The organism is Streptomyces sp. NPDC059247 (assembly GCF_042754005.1).
Taxonomy (GTDB): domain Bacteria; phylum Actinomycetota; class Actinomycetes; order Streptomycetales; family Streptomycetaceae; genus Streptomyces.
This window is the reverse complement of sequence record NZ_JBHYZW010000012.1, coordinates 175,963-193,608: the sequence shown is the minus strand read 5'-3', so window position 1 is coordinate 193,608 and position 17,646 is coordinate 175,963. Positions and strand designations below refer to the sequence as shown.

13 protein-coding genes are annotated in these 17,646 nt (G+C 73.2%); 6 read left to right on the top strand and 7 right to left on the bottom strand.

The genetic code is table 11. The features are described 5' to 3' along the window. Window positions 1-141: 141 nt before the first annotated feature. The 4 genes from ACFXGN_RS22265 to iolC all read right to left on the bottom strand — a co-directional run bounded on the left by ACFXGN_RS22265 (window position 142) and on the right by iolC (window position 5,887). Complete coding sequence (locus ACFXGN_RS22265) at window positions 142-1,653, bottom strand: CoA-acylating methylmalonate-semialdehyde dehydrogenase (RefSeq protein WP_384861822.1); 1,512 nt, start codon at window positions 1,651-1,653, stop codon at window positions 142-144. 14 nt (window positions 1,654-1,667) lie between these two features. Beyond that, a complete protein-coding gene (iolD, locus tag ACFXGN_RS22260; RefSeq protein ID WP_384861819.1) occupies window positions 1,668-3,527 on the bottom strand; it encodes a 3D-(3,5/4)-trihydroxycyclohexane-1,2-dione acylhydrolase (decyclizing) in 1,860 nt (619 codons plus the stop codon). After that, complete coding sequence (iolB, locus tag ACFXGN_RS22255) at window positions 3,524-4,318, bottom strand: 5-deoxy-glucuronate isomerase (protein WP_384861893.1); 795 nt, start codon at window positions 4,316-4,318, stop codon at window positions 3,524-3,526. The genes iolD and iolB overlap by 4 nt, the downstream gene beginning before the upstream one ends. Window positions 4,319-4,645: 327 nt before the next feature. Beyond that, window positions 4,646-5,887, bottom strand: a complete 1,242-nt coding sequence (gene iolC / locus ACFXGN_RS22250) for a 5-dehydro-2-deoxygluconokinase (protein WP_384861891.1) — start codon at window positions 5,885-5,887, stop codon at window positions 4,646-4,648. A gap of 208 nt (window positions 5,888-6,095) precedes the next feature. Here iolC and ACFXGN_RS22245 point away from each other — a divergent pair, with 208 nt between their 5' ends. Together ACFXGN_RS22245 and ACFXGN_RS22240 are read left to right on the top strand one after the other, a co-directional pair. Then, window positions 6,096-7,019, top strand: coding sequence for a sugar phosphate isomerase/epimerase family protein (locus tag ACFXGN_RS22245; protein WP_384861817.1), 924 nt, complete (start codon window positions 6,096-6,098; stop codon window positions 7,017-7,019). A gap of 413 nt (window positions 7,020-7,432) precedes the next feature. Then, window positions 7,433-7,630, top strand: coding sequence for a MarR family transcriptional regulator (locus ACFXGN_RS22240; RefSeq protein ID WP_351782377.1), 198 nt, complete (start codon window positions 7,433-7,435; stop codon window positions 7,628-7,630). Window positions 7,631-7,717: 87 nt separating this feature from the next. On the opposite strand, the gene ACFXGN_RS22235 is transcribed toward ACFXGN_RS22240, so the two are convergent. Further along, on the bottom strand, window positions 7,718-9,058 hold the full coding sequence (locus ACFXGN_RS22235; protein ID WP_384861814.1) for a hypothetical protein: 1,341 nt from the start codon (window positions 9,056-9,058) through the stop codon (window positions 7,718-7,720). A 21-nt stretch (window positions 9,059-9,079) separates the two neighbouring features. Next, entirely contained in the window at window positions 9,080-11,341 is a 2,262-nt protein-coding gene (locus ACFXGN_RS22230; RefSeq protein ID WP_384861811.1) for an MMPL family transporter, read from the bottom strand. Window positions 11,342-11,504: 163 nt separating this feature from the next. Between ACFXGN_RS22230 and ACFXGN_RS22225 the strand changes: the two genes are divergently transcribed. Next, window positions 11,505-12,170 (top strand): TetR/AcrR family transcriptional regulator, encoded by a 666-nt coding sequence (locus tag ACFXGN_RS22225; RefSeq protein WP_384861808.1) that lies wholly within the window; start codon window positions 11,505-11,507, stop codon window positions 12,168-12,170. Window positions 12,171-12,377: 207 nt separating this feature from the next. On the opposite strand, the gene ACFXGN_RS22220 is transcribed toward ACFXGN_RS22225, so the two are convergent. Continuing rightward, window positions 12,378-13,592, bottom strand: a complete 1,215-nt coding sequence (locus ACFXGN_RS22220; RefSeq protein ID WP_384861805.1) for a cation:proton antiporter — start codon at window positions 13,590-13,592, stop codon at window positions 12,378-12,380. A gap of 64 nt (window positions 13,593-13,656) precedes the next feature. Between ACFXGN_RS22220 and ACFXGN_RS22215 the strand changes: the two genes are divergently transcribed. The 3 genes from ACFXGN_RS22215 to ACFXGN_RS22205 all read left to right on the top strand — a co-directional run bounded on the left by ACFXGN_RS22215 (window position 13,657) and on the right by ACFXGN_RS22205 (window position 17,163). Continuing rightward, complete coding sequence (locus ACFXGN_RS22215; protein WP_384861802.1) at window positions 13,657-14,610, top strand: PrsW family intramembrane metalloprotease; 954 nt, start codon at window positions 13,657-13,659, stop codon at window positions 14,608-14,610. A gap of 47 nt (window positions 14,611-14,657) precedes the next feature. Continuing rightward, a complete protein-coding gene (locus ACFXGN_RS22210; RefSeq protein ID WP_366441165.1) occupies window positions 14,658-14,882 on the top strand; it encodes a heavy metal-associated domain-containing protein in 225 nt (74 codons plus the stop codon). 73 nt (window positions 14,883-14,955) lie between these two features. Next, on the top strand, window positions 14,956-17,163 hold the full coding sequence (locus ACFXGN_RS22205) for a heavy metal translocating P-type ATPase (protein WP_384861799.1): 2,208 nt from the start codon (window positions 14,956-14,958) through the stop codon (window positions 17,161-17,163). The last annotated feature ends 483 nt before the right edge of the window (window positions 17,164-17,646 follow it).

Sequence of the window (17,646 nt, the reverse complement as noted above, 5' to 3'; positions counted from 1 at the left end):
GACCGTACGAGGGGGCGCGGTGCGACGTCCATGCGGGGCCGTTCATATTCGCGTAGTCGCATAAAGCCGCTTCCCGAACCGTCCGGGCAGCAGGAACCCCCGGCCGGTGGAGATGTGGCCGGGGGTGCTGTTCGGAGTGGTTCAGTGGTTGCGGGGGAAGCCCAGGTCGACGCCCGACGGGGCGTCGGAGGGGTCCGGCCAGCGGGTGGTGACCACCTTGCCGCGGGTGTAGAAGTGCACGCCGTCGGTGCCGTAGATGTGGTGGTCGCCGAAGAGCGAGTCCTTCCAGCCGCCGAAGGAGTGGTAGCCGACGGGGACCGGGATCGGGACGTTGACGCCGACCATGCCCGCTTCGACCTCCAGCTGGAAGCGGCGGGCGGCGCCGCCGTCGCGGGTGAAGATCGCGGTGCCGTTGCCGAAGCGCGAGGCGTTGATGAGGGCGAGGCCCTCCTCGTAGGTGGCGGCGCGCAGCACGCAGAGCACCGGGCCGAAGATCTCGTCCTGGTACGCCTTGGCCGTGGTCGGCACGTGGTCCAGGAGGGACAGGCCGATCCAGTGCCCGTTCTCGTGGCCCTCGACCGTGTAGCCCGTGCCGTCGAGGACGACCTCGCAGCCCTCGGCGGCGGCGCCGGTGACGTAGGAGGCGACCTTGTCGCGGTGGACGGACGTGATGAGCGGGCCCATCTCGGAGGTGGGGTCGTTGCCGGGGCCGATCTTGATCTTCTCGGCGCGCTCGCGGATCTTGCCCACCAGCTCGTCGCCGATGGAGCCGACGGCGACGACCGCGGAGATCGCCATGCAGCGCTCACCGGCGGAGCCGTACGCCGCCGAGACGGCCGCGTCGGCCGCCGCGTCGAGGTCGGCGTCCGGGAGGACCAGCATGTGGTTCTTCGCGCCGCCGAGCGCCTGGACGCGCTTGCCGTTGGCGGAGGCCGTGGTGTGGATGTGGCGGGCGATCGGGGTCGAGCCGACGAAGGAGATCGCGGCGACGTCCGGGTGCTCCAGGAGACGGTCGACGGCCACCTTGTCGCCGTGCAGGACGTTGAAGACGCCGTCCGGGAGACCCGCCTCGGCGAGCAGCTCGGCGATCTTCAGCGCGGGCGACGGGTCCTTCTCGCTCGGCTTGAGGACGAAGGTGTTGCCGGTCGCGATGGCGATCGGGAACATCCACATCGGCACCATGGCCGGGAAGTTGAAGGGCGTGATGCCCGCGACCACGCCGACGGGCTGGCGGATCGACGCCACGTCCACCCGGTTCGACACCTGGGTGGACAGCTCGCCCTTGAGCTGGGTGGTGATGCCGCAGGCCAGGTCGACGATCTCCAGGCCGCGGGCGACCTCGCCGAGGGCGTCGGAGTGGACCTTGCCGTGCTCGGCGACGATCAGCTCGGCGATGGCGTCCCGGTTGGCGTCGAGCAGCGCGCGGAACGCGAAGAGGATCGTGGTGCGCTGGGCGAGCGAGGAGGTGCCCCAGGTCGCGAAGGCGTCCTTGGCGGCGCCGACGGCGGCGTCCACCTCCTCGACGGAGGCGAGGGCGACACGGGTGGTCACGGCGCCGGTGGCCGGGTCGGTGACCGGGCCCCAGTTGCCCGACGTGCCCTCGACGGTCTTGCCACCGATCCAGTGGTTGACGGTCTTGACGGTGTTCGTCATGACGAAATGCTCCTTCAGAGATGGCGGCGTCGGGCGGTGACGTGCCGGTCGTACTCCTCCCGGGCCTTGACCGCCGACGGGCGGGTCGAGGTCTCGGCCACGGGCACATCCCACCACGCCTGGGCCGGGGGCGGGCCCGACACAGTGTCGGGCGTTTCGGTCTCGACGTAGACACATGTGGGAACCGTCGCCGCCCGCGCATCCGCGAGGGCTTCCCGCAGGTCACACACGGTGCGGGGGCGGAGCACCCGCATCCCGAGGGAGGCCGCGTTGGCACCGAGGTCGACGGGCAGCGGGGGGCCGGTGAAGCCGCCGTCGGCGTCCCGGTGGCGGTAGTCGGTGCCGTACCGCTCGGCCCCGACGGACTCGGAGAGCCCGCCGATGGAGGCGTAGCCGTGGTTCTGGAGGACGATCAGCCGCAGCGGCAGGCGTTCCTGTACGGCGGTGACGATTTCGGTGGGGTTCATCAGATACGTACCGTCGCCGACGAGGGCCCAGACGGGCCGGTCGGGCGCGGCGAGCAGGACGCCGAGGGCGGCGGGGATCTCGTAGCCCATGCAGGAGTAGCCGTATTCGACGTGGTACTGGTCGGACGAGCGGCTCCGCCACAGCCGGTGGAGGTCGCCGGGGAGCGATCCGGCGGCGTTGACCAGGATGTCGCGGGCGTCGACCAGAGTGTCGAGTACGCCGAGGACCTGGGTCTGGGTGGGGCGGGCGGTCTCGTCGGGGACCGCGTAGGCGGCGTCGACGCGTTCCTGCCAGCGCCGCTTGGAGGAGGCCCACCGGACGAGGTCCTGACGGTGGTCGCCGAGCGCCTCGGTGAGGGCGGTGAGGCCCTCCCGGGCATCGGCGACGAGCGGCCGGGCGCCGAGCTTGTGGGCGTCGAAGGAGGCGATGTTGAGGTTGAGGAAGCGGGTGCCGTCCCGGAAGAGGGTGCCGGACGCGGTGGTGAAGTCGGTGTAGCGGGTGCCGATGCCGATGACCAGGTCGCTGGTGCCGGCCAGTTCGTCGCCGGTGGCGCTGCCGGTGTGGCCGATGCCGCCCGCCTCGCAGCGGTGGTCGTACGGCAGGACGCCCTTGCCCGCCTGGGTGGTGACGACGGGCAGGTCGGCCCGCTCGGCGAGGACCCGTAGCGCCTCCTCGGCGCGGCTGTGCTTCACCCCTCCCCCGGCGACGACCAGCGGACGCCGGGCGGCCCTGATCGCCCGTACGGCGGCGTCGAGTTCGGCCGTGTCGGGGCGGGGGCGGCGGACGTACCAGATCCGTTCGGCGAAGAACTCCTCCGGCCAGTCGTACGCCTCCGCCTGGACGTCCTGGGGCAGCGCGAGCGTCACCGCGCCGGTCTCCACGGGGTCGCTGAGGACCCGGACGGCGGCGAGGGCGGCGGGGATCAGGGCCTCGGGGCGGCCGACCCGGTCGAAGTACTTCGAGACGGGGCGGAGGCAGTCGTTGACCGAGACGTCTCCCGCGTACGGGACTTCGAGCTGCTGGAGCACCGGGTCGGCGGGGCGGCCCGCGAAGGTGTCGCCGGGCAGCAGCAGCACGGGGAGGTGGTTGACGGTGGCGAGGGCGGCGCCGGTGACGAGGTTGGTGGCGCCGGGGCCGATGGAGGTGGTGACGGCGTGCGCGGAGAGCCGGTTCGACTGGCGGGCGTAGCCGACGGCGGCGTGCACCATGGCCTGTTCGTTGCGGCCCTGGTGGAAGGGCATGAGCCGGGGGTCCTCGACGAGCGCCTGGCCGATCCCGGCGACGTTCCCGTGGCCGAAGATGCCCCAGGTGGCGGTGATCAGACGCTGCCGGACGCCGTCGCGTTCGGTGTGCTGGGCGGCGAGGAAGCGGATCAGCGCCTGGGCGACGGTCAGCCGGATGGTCATGCGTATCCCTCGGTGTGGTCCGGGTGGAAGCTGATCCGCCAGGCGCGCTCGGTGCCGGGGCCCGCCATGACGTTGAGGTAGTACAGGGCGTGGCCGGGCTGGGCGACGGAGGGGCCGTGCCAGCCGTCGGGGACCAGGACGACGTCGCCGTCGGCGACTTCGGCGAGGAGGTCGGCGCCGCCGGGCCGGGAGGGCGAGATCCGCTGGTAGGCGAGGCCGTGGGGGCCCTCGATCTCGTAGTAGTAGATCTCTTCGAGGACGGATTCGGTGCCGGGGCGGTGCTCGTCGTGCTTGTGCGGCGGGTAGGAGGACCAGTTGCCGCCGGGGGTGACGACCTCGACGGCGATGAGCCGGTCGCAGGCGAAGGCGTCGGCGGAGCCGAAGTTCCGCACCTCGCGGGCGCGGTTGCCGCTGCCCCGGGTCTCGACGGGAACCTCCGGCGCGGGGCCGTAGCGGGCGGGGAGTCGTCGCTCGCACTTCGCTCCTGCCAAAGCGAAGCGGCCTCCCGCGCCGGAGGCGATCTGGGCGTGGGCGTCGCGCGGTACGTAGACGAAGTCGGTCACTCCGTCGAACACGCCGGTGCGGCCCTGGAGTTCGAAGATCTCTCCGTCGACGCGCACGCTACAGGCACCGGAGAGGGGAAGCACGGCCCATTCGCAATCCCCGCTCTCGAACGAGTGGATCCCGCCAGGCCCGAGGGTGAGGACGCGCAGGGCGGAGTACTCCCATCCGGCCCGCGCGGGGTCGATGTCGACGGCGTACGGCCCCCGGGCGGCGGTCCCGGCGGGCAGATGGAGCGAGGGGAACGCCCCGTGAGCCGGTACGGGGTCGGGGGCCGGGACGGCGCTCGGACCGGGGGCGGGGGCCGGGGCGGACGCGGCGCTCGGATCAGGGCCGGGACCTGCGGCGTGGGCGGGGTTCGAACCAGGTCTCGGGGCGGCGCCGGGACCGGGACCGGGGCCCTGCCGGGAGGTGGGGCCGGGGCCTGCGGCACGGCTCGGACCGGCGCTCGCGCCGGGGCTCGGACCGGGACCTGGTTCGGGGCCTGGTTCGGGGCTCGGACCGGGATTCGGCTCAGGGCTCGGCTCGGGATTCGGCTCGGGAAGCATGGCGGATCCTTACCCCTTCCCCGCGATCGTCCCCGCGCCGGACTCCGCGCCCGTCTCCGCTCCGGACTCCGCGCCGGTCCCCGATGTCGCGCGCGTACGGGTTCCCCCGCTCGTCGGAGCCGTGGCTGGGTCCGTACGGTCGGCGACCGGACGCCCGGGGAACGGGCCCGGGGCGGTGGCGGTGGCGGTGGCGGGATCAGCGACCGCGCGAGGGTCCGGGTCCCAGTCCGGGTCCCGGTCCGGGGCCGAGTCCGAGCCCCGGTCCGAGTCCGAGCCCCGGTCCCGGTCCAAATCCCGGTCCCGGTCCCGTCGGAGCGTGCCCGTGCCCGCCGTCAGTGCCTCGGTGATCTCGGGGGCGTACGGCATCGCCGACGAGCAGGCGAGACGGCCCGCGACGATCGCTCCGGCGGCGTTGGCCCGGCGCAGGACGGTCTCGACGTCCAGACCGGCCAGCAGCCCGTCCACGAGCGCCCCGCCGAACGCGTCGCCCGCGCCGAGCCCGTTGACGGCTTCCACCGGCAGCGGCGGGACCTCCGCGCCGGTCCCGTCGGCGGCGAGCGCGAGGACTCCCCCGGGGCCCTGTTTCACCACGGCCAGCCGCAGCGAGCCGCCCGCCGCGTCGAACAGCGCGCGGGCCGCCGCCCGGGGGTCGCGCTCCCCGGTCGCCACCTCGCACTCGTCGAGGTTGCCGACGGCGACGGTGGCGTGCCGCAGCGCCTCGGCGTAGTGGGGCCGGGCCTCCGCCGGGTCCGCCCAGAACATCGGCCGCCAGTCCAGGTCGAGGACGGTCGCCTCGCGGCCGGATCTGGCCCGCAGCGCCGCGAGGGTCGCGGTCCGGCTCGGCTCGGCGCACAGGCCGGTGCCGGTGGCCCAGAAGACCCGGGCGGCGCGGATCGCGTCGAGGTCCAGCGCCTCCGCGCGGATCTCCAGATCGGGGGCCTTGGGGCGCCGGTAGAAGTACAGCGGGAAGTCGTCGGGCGGGAAGAGCTCGCAGAAGGTGACGGGCGTCGGGTACTCCGCGACCTCGGTCACCCAGCGGTCGTCCACCCCGAACTCCCGCAGCGCCCGGTGGAGATAGACGCCGAAGGGGTCGGCCCCGGTACGGGAGACGAGGGCGGTGCGGCGGCCGAGCCGGGCGGCGGCGACGGCCACGTTGGCCGGGGAACCGCCGAGGAACTTGGCGAAGGTCTCGGCCCGGTCGAGGCCCACCCCCGTCTGGAGCGGGTAGAGGTCCACGCCGAGGCGGCCCATGGTGATCAGGTCGTACGGCTCCGACTCCACCCGCGCCACCTCTCGCGTCCGGCTTCCCGTCCCGGGCCCGGCCGTACCGGGTCCAGTCGTCCCAGGTCTAGCCGTCCGCCGGGAGCCGTGTCAACGATATGTCCGGACATTCGGACGACGTGACGGACCGGGTCCGCCTCCTTGACGGTGCTCAGGGGCCCCGGTCAAGGTGGCGGGCATGACGAAGCCGTCCCCGCAGCCGTCGCCGTCGCCGTCGCGCATCCGGATCGGATCCGCCCCGGACTCCTGGGGGGTGTGGTTCTCCGACGATCCCCGCCAGGTGCCCTGGCAGCGTTTCCTCGACGAGGTGTCCGGCGCGGGGTACGGGTGGATCGAACTGGGCCCGTACGGCTATCTGCCGACCGATCCGGCCGTCCTGGCCGAGGAGACCGCGCGGCGCGGTCTGCGGGTCTCGGCGGGAACGGTCTTCACCGGGCTCCACCACGGGCCGGACGTCTGGGAGCGGACGTGGGCGCACGTCGCCGAGAACGCCGCCCTCGCGCAGGCAGTCGGCGCGGGCCATCTGGTGGTCATCCCGTCGTTCTGGCGGGACGACCGCACCGGCGAGGTCCTGGAGGACCGGACGCTCACGGCGGGCCAGTGGCGGGACCTGACCCGGCTCACGGAGCGGCTGGGCCGGGAGGTCCGCGAGCGGTACGGGCTGCGGATCGTGGTCCATCCGCACGCCGACACCCATCTCGACGGCGAGGAGAGCGTGAGCCGGTTCCTCGACGCCACCGACCCGGACGCGGTCGCGCTCTGCCTGGACACCGGGCACTACGCCTACGCGGGCGGCGACAGCGTCAAGCTGATCGAGACCTACGGCGAGCGGATCGGCTATCTGCACCTCAAGCAGGTGGATCCGGAGATCCTGGCCGGGGTGGTGGCCGAGGGGGTGCCGTTCGGTCCCGCGGTGGCCCGGGGCGTGATGTGCGAGCCACCGTCCGGGGTGCCCGCCCTGGAACCGGTGCTCGCCGCCGCCGCCGCCCTGGACGTCGACCTGTTCGCGATCGTCGAACAGGACATGTACCCCTGTGCACCCGACGCTCCCTATCCGATCGCCCTGCGCACCCGGGACTTCCTCCGCTCCTGCGGGGTGTGACACCCGGCGCTCCTGCGGGGTGTCACACCCGACCGGGTTCCGCCCCACGGCATCCGACGGCCCACCGGGCCCGGCCTTCACCCCGCCCGGCGGACGATCCGGCCCGGCACGCCCCGCCGGGCGGGAGACCTTCGCCCGCGTGGCGGACCGTCCGGGTCCCCTACCTCCCGGCGCCCGGCCGGGCACGCGGACACGCCGGGGTCCGGTTGCTCCTTTTCCGTCACGCGCGTCCGGTCTTCGTCACACATGTCTCCATTACACGGGTCTTCCGTCACAGACGCTCAACAGCCGGGCCCCTCCTGCCGGAGGAACCGTTGCAGGGGGCACAGGCTCAGTGATCGCCAACGCACGCCCGCAGCGCCTCCGAACGGCACCCCCGCCGCCGCTGCGCGGCGCGCAGGGAGGTACCAGGCATGACGGACAGAAGGCTCTGGTCGTACAAGGACATCGCCGCACACATCCGGGTGCAGCCGGACACGGTCCGCTCCTACCGGAAGCACGGACTCCTTCCCGCTCCCGACCTCGTCGAGTCGGGCAAGCCCTACTGGTACGCGGACACGATCCGCTCCTGGGTCGCCAGCCGCCCCGGCAACCGGGGCCGCCGCGACTGAGCCCGTGCCGACGGCGCCGGGCCCGGAGTTCCTCCCGGGCCCCGCGCCACCGCGCGGGGGGACGGGGAGCGCCCCGTCCCGGACGCCTCAGAACATCAGGTCGTAGATGTTCCAGCCGCCGCCGACCGGGGTGCGGACCGATCCCGGCACGACGGCTCCGTTCTTCTGGACGCCCTGGTAGAGCCAGAGCTTGCCGGTCCGGTCCCGGGCGACGACATCGTCGAGGTAGTCACGCTGTCCGAGGTCGGCCGTGCCCGCGAGGGCCGTGTAGGTGTTCCAGCCGGCCCCGACCTTGACGGGCCGCCGGAAGGGGTAGCCCTCGGGGCCCGACCCGTAGGTCTCGCCGTACTTCCAGAGGACACCCGCCTTGTCCCGCGCCAGCGGCCCGCCCCCGTAGCCGATCACGCTGTTGTAGATGTTCCAGCCGCCGCCGACCTTCTTGCGGGGCTGGAACAGGACCCTGCCGCGGGAGTCCCTCTCGTAGTTCCACAGGACGCCGCTCTTGTCCCGGGCGACCAGGGTGCCGTTGCCCCGGCCGACCAGCGAGGTGTAGATGTCCCACCCGGCACCGACGCGGACCCTCGGCGCGAAGGGGGCTTCGGGGTTGTTCGTGCCCCTGTAGTACCAGAGGACACCCGCCTTGTCCCGGGCCACCAGCTCCCCGGTGCCGTCCCCCCGGGGATTGACGATCGGGACGACCGCCGTGTAGATGTTCCAGCCGCCGCCGACCTTCTTACGGGGGAAGAAGGGCCGGTCGGTGCGGGCCGTGCCGTCGTACCGCCAGAGCACGCCGTTCTTGTCGCGGGCGTGCAGGGCCCCGATGTACCGCCCTTCCGGGGTGCCGAGGACGAAGTCGAGGCCCGCGGTGCCCTTCGCCACCACGGCGCCGGTGGAGTCCTTCAGCTGCACCGGGGCGTCCAGGGAGCCGACCCACGCCTGGTCCGAGGAGGTGTCGATGGTGACCTGGTAGGTGAGGGTCGGCGCGGCCTCCGTGTCCGGCAGCTTCAGCCGTACCGGGTACGGGTAGCTCTCGTCGTCCCACGCCGCCGGGTCCCATGCGCAGGTCGAGAACGTCCCGCCGTTGACCGCGCAGGTGGAGAGCAGGGCCGCCGCCAGCCGTCCCGGATTGGGGCCGGCCGGCGGGAAGGACCGCACGGGCAGGCCGATGTCGGCCTTCACCGGGCCGGTGACCCCCGCCGGCAGCGTGACCTTGAGCCGCAGGGTGACCGGGCCTTCGAGGCCCGTCGGGATCCTGAGGCGTCCCCCCTCCTGGACGACCGTGCCCACTTCGGCCGCCGTTCCCGGCCCGGCCGTCGGTGCCGTGCGGGCCGCCGGGGCCGCGGCGGCGGCCACCCCTCCCCATATCGGCGAGGTCAGGCCGACGACGAGTGCCGTCGCCAGGACCAAGGCTGTTCGTGTGCGCTCCACGATTCCCCCTGAATTCTCTTCTCAAGCTCGCAGCGAAGCGGCTTCCCGCCGCTCCTCGGACACCTCTTGGACATCCGGGGCCGGGGAATGGTTGCGCCCGTCCGACTCACTGATGCCGAAGCGGTCGTGGAAGCGGCGCAGCGGGCCGGGGGCCCACCAGGTGAGGCGGCCGGTGAGCTTCATGACGGAGGGGACCAGGAGGCCGCGGACCACCGTGGCGTCCATGAGGACGGCGAGGGCCACGCCGAGGCCGAGCATCTTGGTGTTGGTGACCCGGGAGGTCCCTATCGCGACCATGACGACGGCGAGGATGACGGCGGCGGCGGTGATGAGCCCGCCGGTGCGGCTCAGGCCGAAGCGGATGGAGTGCTCGTGGTCCCCGGTGGCGTCGTACTCCTCCTTGACGCGGGAGAGCAGGAACACCCCGTAGTCCATGGAGAGTCCGAAGGCGACGCAGAACATGAGGACGGGCAGGGTGGTCTCTATGTCGCCGGTCGGGGTGAAGCCGAGGAGTCCGGCGAGGTGTCCGTCCTGGAAGACCCAGACGACCGCGCCGAACATCGCGGTGAGGCTGAGCGCGTTGAGGACGACGGCCTGGACCGGGACGAGGACGCTGCCGGTGAGCAGGAAGACCAGCAGCAGGGTGACGACCACGATGATGCCCGCCGCCCAGGGCAGCCGCTCGGCGAGGGCGTCCTTGGAGTCGACGAGGGCGGCGGCCTGTCCGGTCACCGAGGTGTCGAACGGGGCCGGTGTGGCGCGCAGTTCGGTCACGGTCCGCTGGGCCCCGGCCCCGACGCCCTCCCCTTCGGGCACGACGGTGAAGAAGGCGTGTCCCGGGCCCGCCGTCACGGGTCCCTCGGCTCGCGCGACCCCGTCGAGGGCGGCGATCCGGTCACGGTAGGCGGTGTACTGCGCGGGGGTGGCCGGGCCCTCGGCGAGGACGGTGAGTCCGCCGCCCGGGTTCCCCGGGAAGCCGTGCCGCAGTTCGTCCTGGACGATCCGGGAGGAGGCGGTGGTGGGGAGCTGTCGGTCGTCGGCGGTGCCGAACTTCACGCCAAAAAAGGGCAGTCCGAGGAGGACGAGTCCCGCGGTGGTGAGGACGGCGAAGACCGGCGCCCTGCGCATCACGAGCGCGGCGGCCCGCGCCCAGCCCGCGCCCTCCGGGCTCCGCTCCGGGGCGTCCGGGCGGCCCCGGCGCAGCAGCCGCCGCAGGTCCAGCGCGTTCACCCGGTCGCCGAGCAGCACCAGGGCCGCCGGGAGCAGGGCGAGCGCCGCGACCGCCGCGAGCAGGACGACCGCGATCCCCGCGTACGCGAAGGAGCGCAGGAAGTACTGCGGGAAGACGAGCATCGCGGAGAGCGAGGCGGCGACGGTCAGGGCGGAGAAGAGGACGGTCCGGCCCGCTGTGCGCAGGGTGGTGCGGACGGCGGTGCGCGGGTCGGCGCCCGCGGCCAGTTCCTCGCGGTGGCGGCGGACGATGAACAGGGCGTAGTCGATGGCGAGTCCGAGGCCGAGGGCGGTCGTCAGGTTCTGCGCGAAGACGGAGACGTCGGTGAACTCGGTGATGCCGCGCAGGACGGCGTTGGCCCCCAGGATGGCGACGATGCCGACGCCGAGCGGGAGGAGGGCGGCGACGGCGCTGCCGAAGACCATGACGAGCAGGACGAGGGTGAGCGGCAGGGCGATCAGCTCGGCCCGCAGCAGGTCCTCCCCGATGGTCTTCTGCATCTCATGGCGGACCGCGAGTCCGCCGCCGAGGGAGACCTCGACCGGCCCGTGGGTGCCCCGGTAGGAGGGGGCGATCCGGTCGAGCACGGCGGCGGCGGCCTTCTCCTCGCCGCCGATCCTGGCGGCGATCACGGCCTTCCGGCCGTCCTCGGAGCGGAGGGCGGGCGAGCCGGTGGACCAGTAGGAGCCGACGCCTTCGACGCCCGGCTCGGCGTCGAGCCGGGCGGCGAGCCGACGGGCCTCGGTGGCGGCGGCCGGGGCGTCGACGCCGCCGGGTCCGGCGTCCACGAGGAGCAGCAGATTGGGCTGGGAGCCGGGGAAGCGGTGCTCCAGGACCCCGGTCGCGTAGGTGGATTCGGCGGCCGGGTCCTCCCAGCCCCCGCTGCCCATCCGGTCGGCGACGCCGCTGCCCGCGAGGACGGCGAGGGCCGTCAGGACGAGGGCCACCAGGAGCGTGAGCCGTGGGCGCACGGTGACGAACCTCGTCCATCCCCCGGCCTCCGGGCCCTGCCGCGGCCCGCCCCCGGGCGCTGTTTTCTTGACTTCGGCCATGACGAGGTGTCCCCTTCACCTGACCCGTGTGCTCGCTTCCGGGCAGGTCACACAGGTCACCCGTTGCCATAGACTGGCAAACACGAGCGACCGCTCGCGTTCCACAAGAATGCGAGCGACCACTCGTGTTTGTCAATCGCGTTGAGGAAAGCTGGGGACAGCCATGTCCGAGGACGTGCCCGACGACCTGTCCGGGGACAGCTCCGGAGAACCGCGCCCGCGCCGCCGCCAGGCACGCGGCGAGCGCCGCATCGCCCAGTTGCTCCAGGCCGCCGCGAACGCCTTCTGCGCCAACGGCTACACGGCGACCAGCACCAACGCGATCGCCCGCGAGGCCCGGGTCTCGCCCGGCACGCTCTACCAGTACTTCCCGAACAAGGAGGCCATCGCGATCGAGCTCGGCGGGGTCCTCCTGCACCGGATGCGCGAGGCCCACGGCCAGGCGTTCACCCCGGAGAACCTCGACCTGCCGCTGCCCGCGCTGATCGACGCGGTGATCGACCCCATGGTCGAGTTCAACTGCGCCAACCCGGCCTTCCTCGCCCTGATGCACGGCTCCGAGGTCCCCGGCCGCATCGCCGAGGAGCACGACGAGCTGCACGACTCGCTGCTCTCCCGCGCCCGCGAGTTCATCGCCCACAAGGCCCCCCGCCTGCCCGTGGACGAGCAGACCCGGATCGCCGCCATGTCCTTCTCCGTGGTCAAGGGCGGCCTGGCGCTGGTCCTCGCCTCCCCCGAGGGCCCCGAGCGGGACGCCACGGTCGCCGAGCTGAAGAAGGTCCTCCTGCGCTATCTGGCCCCGGTGGCCGAGGGTTCGCCCACACCCTGACCCGGCGGGGACGGCGGTTCGCGCCGGTCCGGCCCGAACCGGCCCGGCGGAGACGGTGGCGCGCACCGGTCCGGCCCGAACCGGCGGGGAAAGCCCGACGCACCGGCCGACGCACCGCCCGGCCCGGCCCGGCAAAGACGCCCGCGCCCACAGGAAGCGGCCCCGCCCGACACCCGCCCCGCGTCGGCGCGGACGGCGCGGACCGCCTCACCACGCCTCCGAGCCCCCGCCCCGCTCGGCGGGCAGCGCCTTCTTCCCCGCCTCCGCCCGCGCCTTCAGGGCGAGCAGCGGGAAGAGGAGCACCGAGAGCATCCCCGCCCCGACCAGCGCCGCCGCCTCGCCCGCCGTCATCGCCCCGTCGTCCACGCCGATGGTGGTGATGGCGACGACGAGCGGCAGCGCGGTGGAGCCGTACAGGACGAGCCCGCCGCGGTCCTTCCGGCCGAGGTCGCGCGGGGCCAGGAACCAGATCGGCCCGCCGCGCACCACGAGGAACAGCAGCAGGAAGACCGGCAGCAGGAGCAGGCTCCGGCCGCCGTCGAGCAGCGAGTCCAGATCGAACTCGATCCCGGTGACGACGAAGAAGACGGGCACGAGGAAGCCGAAGCCGACCGCCTCCACCTTCTCCAGGATCTGCGGCCCGTACGCGGGCGCCGCCCCGGCCAGCACGAGCCGGGTGACCAGCCCCGCCGCGAAGGCGCCGAGCAGCACGTCGAGGCCGAGGGCCTCCGAGGCGCCCAGCATCAGCGCGAGCAGCAGGAAGACGAACCGCACCGCGAACTGGCCGCTGCTGTGCAGGGTCCTGGAGATCACCCGGGAGAACCACGGCGGGCGGGGCCGCAGCGCCCACAGCACGGCCCCCGCGGTGAGCGCGGCGAAGACCGCGAGGAGCGCGGTCGACTCGCCCGCGCCGCGCCCGCTGAGCAGCAGCGCCATCGCGATGATCGGGCCGAACTCGCCGACCGCGCCGAAGGCCATGACGACGGTGCCGAACCGCCCGTGGAGGTCGCCCGCGTCCCGGAGCACGGGCAGGACGGTGCCGAGCGCGGTGCTGGTGAGGGCGACCCCGATGAAGACGCCCTTGGTCCAGCCGCCGCCGAGCAGGATGCCGGTGGCGAGCCCGAGGACGAGGGCGGCGGCCCAGGCCCAGAGGGCGCGCCGGAGGGTGTCGCCCCGCACCTTGTCGAACTCGATCTCGTACCCCGCGAGGAAGATCAGCATGGTGAGGCCGAGTTCCGAGAGGCCGTCGACGAGTGCGCTCGGGCGGGCCCAGTCGAGGACGGCGGGGCCGACGAGGATGCCGAGCAGGATCTCGAAGATGACGAGGGGGACGGGGAGCCTGCCGCTGACCCCGTAGGCGAGCAGCGGCGCCAGGACGGCGATCGTCATGATCAGGACGAGCGTGATCCCCGAATGCGACATATCGGGTGTTTACCATAAGCTCCGGCCATACGGACCACAGGCGGAGGAACTTGGAGGATTTCCTGTGCACGAGTACCCGCCCGGCACCCGCACACCGGCACCCGCGCCGCCGCCCCCGGCGGCGCCACCCGTCCCGCCACCGCGCCCCGGCCTGTGGAAGCGCTGCCTCTGGGGCGGTCTGGCGCTCTGGGTGCTGACGGCGGTCGTCACCTACGTCACCGAGAACACCACCCTTCTCCCCACCCTCATCCTGCTCGGCAGTTTCCTCGTCCCGGCGGTCTTCGTGCTCTGGGCGTACGAGCGGCACGGCCGGGACCTCGGGGTGCCGGTGATCCTGGGGTGCTGCGTCACCGGCGGCGTCCTCGGGGTGCTCGGCGCCTCGGTCATGGAGTACTACCTGCTCCACCCGTCCCTGTGGATGTTCGTCGGGGTGGGCCTGATCGAGGAGGCCGTGAAGCTGGCGGCGCTGATGTTCGTGCTGCGCCACCGCCCCGGGCTGCGGGGCGTCCGCGCCGGGCTCGTGCTCGGCGGCGCGGTCGGCTTCGGCTTCGCCGCCTTCGAGAGCGCCGGGTACGCGTTCAACGCCGCCGTCACCATGGACGGCATCGACCTGCGCTCGCTCCTGGAGACGGAGATCCTGCGCGGGCTGCTCGCCCCCTTCGGGCACGGCCTGTGGACGGCCATCGCGGGCGGGGTCCTGCTGGCCTACCGCCGCCCCGACGGCCGCTTCCGCTTCACGGGCCCGGTCGTCGGCACGTACCTCGGCGTGGCGGCGCTGCACGCGCTCTGGGACTCGATGCACGGCATCGCGCTCTGGCTGGTGCTCCAGCTGACCACCACCAGCCTGGACCGCTCGCTCTTCGCGCAGGGGTACATCCCCCGGCCCACGGCCCAGCAGGAGCACCTCTTCACCCTGTTCTCGGTGGGCGGGCTGGTCCTGGTGACCCTGGCCGGACTCCTCTGGCTGAGATCGCTGGCGCGGTCCGAACGGGACCCTGGTGGAATTTATACCCCCTAGGGGTATAATCTGGTGATGTACGGACCTGAACCCACGAGGAGAACCCGATGTCCGCAGAGACGCAGACCGAGCTGACCACCGCCTACCAGGTCAAGGGCATGACCTGCGGCCACTGCGAAGGCGCCGTCACCGGCGAGATCTCCGCGCTGCCGGGCGTCTCCTCCGTCACCGCCGTCGCCGCCACCGGCGAGGTCACCGTCGTGTCCGTCGCCCCGCTCGACGTGGAGGCCGTCCGCGCCGCCGTCGACGAGGCCGGGTACGAGCTGGTCTGACCCCGCGCGCCACCGCCGCCCCCCGGGGCCGTACCGTCACCGGGTACGGCCCCGCTCCCGTTGGGAATCGCTCATGACGTCCACGATCACCGAGCTGACGATCGGCGGCATGACCTGTGCCTCCTGCGCCGCCCGCGTCGAGAAGAAGCTGAACCGGATCGACGGGGTGACCGCCACGGTCAACTACGCCACCGAGAAGGCCCGCGTCGAACACCCGCCGGACATCGGGGTCGACGAGCTGATCGCCACCGTCGAGAAGACCGGCTACACCGCCGAGGAACCCGCGCCGCCGGAGCCCGCGCCCACCGCCGGGTCCGCCGACGCGGACGGGCAGGACCCCGAGCCGGCCGCCCTCCGGCAGCGCCTCGTCGTCTCCGCGCTCCTCGCCGCCCCCGTCGTCCTGCTCGCCATGGTCCCCGCGCTCCAGTTCGACAACTGGCAGTGGCTCTCCCTGACCCTCGCCGCCCCCGTCGTCGTCTGGGGCGGCCTGCCCTTCCACCGGGCCGCCTGGACCAACCTCCGGCACGGCGCCGCCACGATGGACACCCTGGTCTCCATCGGCACCCTCGCCGCCTTCGGCTGGTCCCTCTGGGCCCTCTTCCTCGGCGACGCGGGCGAACCCGGGATGCGGCACGGCTTCGACCTCACCGTCGACCACTCCACCGGCTCCTCCGCGATCTATCTGGAGGTCGCGGCGGGCGTCGTCACCTTCATCCTGCTCGGCCGCTATCTGGAGGCCCGCGCCAAGCGCAAGGCGGGCGCGGCGCTGCGGGCCCTGATGGAACTCGGCGCCAAGGACGTCGCCGTCCTCCGCGACGGCACCGAGGTACGCGTACCGGTCACCGGACTGCGGACCGGCGACCTCTTCGTCGTACGCCCCGGGGAGAAGATCGCCGCCGACGGCACCGTCACCGGGGGCGCCTCCGCCGTCGACACCTCCCTCCTCACCGGCGAGTCCCTGCCCCTCGACGTCACCGAGGGCGACACCGTCACCGGCGGCTGCGTCAACGTCTCCGGCCGGCTCGTCGTCCGCGCCACCCGCGTCGGCGCCGACACCCGGCTCGCCCGGATGGCGAAACTCGTCGAGGACGCCCAGAACGGCAAGGCCGAGGTCCAGCGGCTCGCCGACCGGATCTCCGCCGTCTTCGTCCCCGTCGTCCTGCTCATCGCCCTCGGCACCCTCGTCACCTGGCTGCTCGTCACCGACGACCCCACGGCCGCCTTCACCGCCGCCGTCGCCGTCCTGATCATCGCCTGCCCCTGCGCCCTCGGCCTCGCCACCCCCACCGCCCTCCTCGTGGGCACCGGCCGGGGCGCCCAGCTCGGCATCCTCATCAAGGGCCCCGAAGTCCTGGAGTCCACCCGCCGGATCGACACGATCGTCCTCGACAAGACCGGCACCGTCACCACCGGCCGGATGTCCCTGACGGACCTCCACGTGTACGAGGACGCGGGCACCGACGCGGACACCCTCCTGCGGCTCGCCGGGGCCCTCGAACACGCCTCGGAGCACCCGGTGGCCCGCGCCGTCGCCGCCGGAGCCGCCGAACGCCTCGGCCCCCTGCCCACCCCCAAGACCTTCGAGAACGTCCCCGGGCTCGGCGTCCGGGGCTCCGTCGACGGCCGCCTCGTCCTCGTCGGACGCGCCGCCCTGCTCACCGCCGAGGGCGTCGAGGTCCCGGCGGAGACCGGCCCCGGCACCGTCCACGTCGCCTGGGACGGGATCGCCCGGGGCACCCTGACCGTCGCCGACACCGTCAAGGACACCAGCGCCGAGGCCGTCACCCGGCTGCGCGCGCTCGGACTGCGCCCGGTGCTGCTCACCGGCGACCACCGGGCGGCGGCCGAGGCCGTGGCCGCCGAGGTCGGCATCGACGAGGTGATCGCGGAGGTCCTGCCCGAGGAGAAGGCCGGGGTGGTCCGGCGGCTCCAGGAGGAGGGCCGGACCGTCGCCATGGTCGGCGACGGGGTCAACGACGCGGCGGCACTCGCCACCGCCGATCTGGGCCTGGCCATGGGGACCGGCACCGACGCGGCCATCGAGGCCGGTGACCTGACCCTGGTACGGGGGGACCTGCGGGTCGCGGCCGACGCGATCAGGCTCTCCCGCCGGACCCTCGCCACCATCAAGGGCAACCTCGGATGGGCCTTCGGCTACAACGTGGCGGCGCTGCCGCTCGCCGCGGCCGGACTGCTCAACCCGATGATCGCGGGCCTCGCCATGGCCTTTTCGTCCGTCTTCGTCGTCTCCAACAGCCTGCGGCTGCGCAGGTTCATGTGATTTCACCTACGTGTGACGCACAGGACCTTCACAACGAGACCTAGATCACAGATATTGGGGGGTAACCATCTGGGCTGTTCGCGAGTCTAAGTGGGCGATGCCGAAGAACGTCTTGGGGGACGTTCGGTGAGACGTCTTGGGGGATGTCCCACAGGCAAGCTGTTGGCCGGGGCACGTGCACCGGGGAGCTTTGAGCGGCCCTCCCGTACGTACCCCGGCAGACCGCGTCGCGCCCGACCCGCGTAGCCTCTGCTGACACGCAGACGCCCGGCCCGGATCCCGTGGGGGGAATCCGCTCCGGGACATGGGAAGCGCCCCGCTCGTCGACCCGTGGGGGGATCGACGGCGCGGGGCGCTTCTCTTTTTCGGCTCGGCTTTTCGGCTCGGCTTTCGGCTCGGCCCGGCTCCGGTCCTCACCGGGCTCGGCCCGGCTCCGGGGCGCTTCGCCCGCCCGGCGCCGACGCGCCCTTCCCGCCACCCGCC

Bases quoted from the DNA above. Each gene is read 5' to 3' on its own strand.
- ACFXGN_RS22265 (WP_384861822.1), bottom strand. From the start codon at position 1,653: ATGACGAACACCGTCAAGACCGTCAACCACTGGATCGGTGGCAAGACC.
- iolD (WP_384861819.1), bottom strand. From the start codon at position 3,527: ATGACCATCCGGCTGACCGTCGCCCAGGCGCTGATCCGCTTCCTCGCC.
- iolC (WP_384861891.1), bottom strand. From the start codon at position 5,887: ATGGGCCGCCTCGGCGTGGACCTCTACCCGCTCCAGACGGGGGTGGGC.
- ACFXGN_RS22245 (WP_384861817.1), top strand. From the start codon at position 6,096: ATGACGAAGCCGTCCCCGCAGCCGTCGCCGTCGCCGTCGCGCATCCGG.
- ACFXGN_RS22240 (WP_351782377.1), top strand. From the start codon at position 7,433: ATGACGGACAGAAGGCTCTGGTCGTACAAGGACATCGCCGCACACATC.
- ACFXGN_RS22230 (WP_384861811.1), bottom strand. From the start codon at position 11,341: ATGGCCGAAGTCAAGAAAACAGCGCCCGGGGGCGGGCCGCGGCAGGGC.
- ACFXGN_RS22225 (WP_384861808.1), top strand. From the start codon at position 11,505: ATGTCCGAGGACGTGCCCGACGACCTGTCCGGGGACAGCTCCGGAGAA.
- ACFXGN_RS22220 (WP_384861805.1), bottom strand. From the start codon at position 13,592: ATGTCGCATTCGGGGATCACGCTCGTCCTGATCATGACGATCGCCGTC.
- ACFXGN_RS22210 (WP_366441165.1), top strand. From the start codon at position 14,658: ATGTCCGCAGAGACGCAGACCGAGCTGACCACCGCCTACCAGGTCAAG.
- ACFXGN_RS22205 (WP_384861799.1), top strand. From the start codon at position 14,956: ATGACGTCCACGATCACCGAGCTGACGATCGGCGGCATGACCTGTGCC.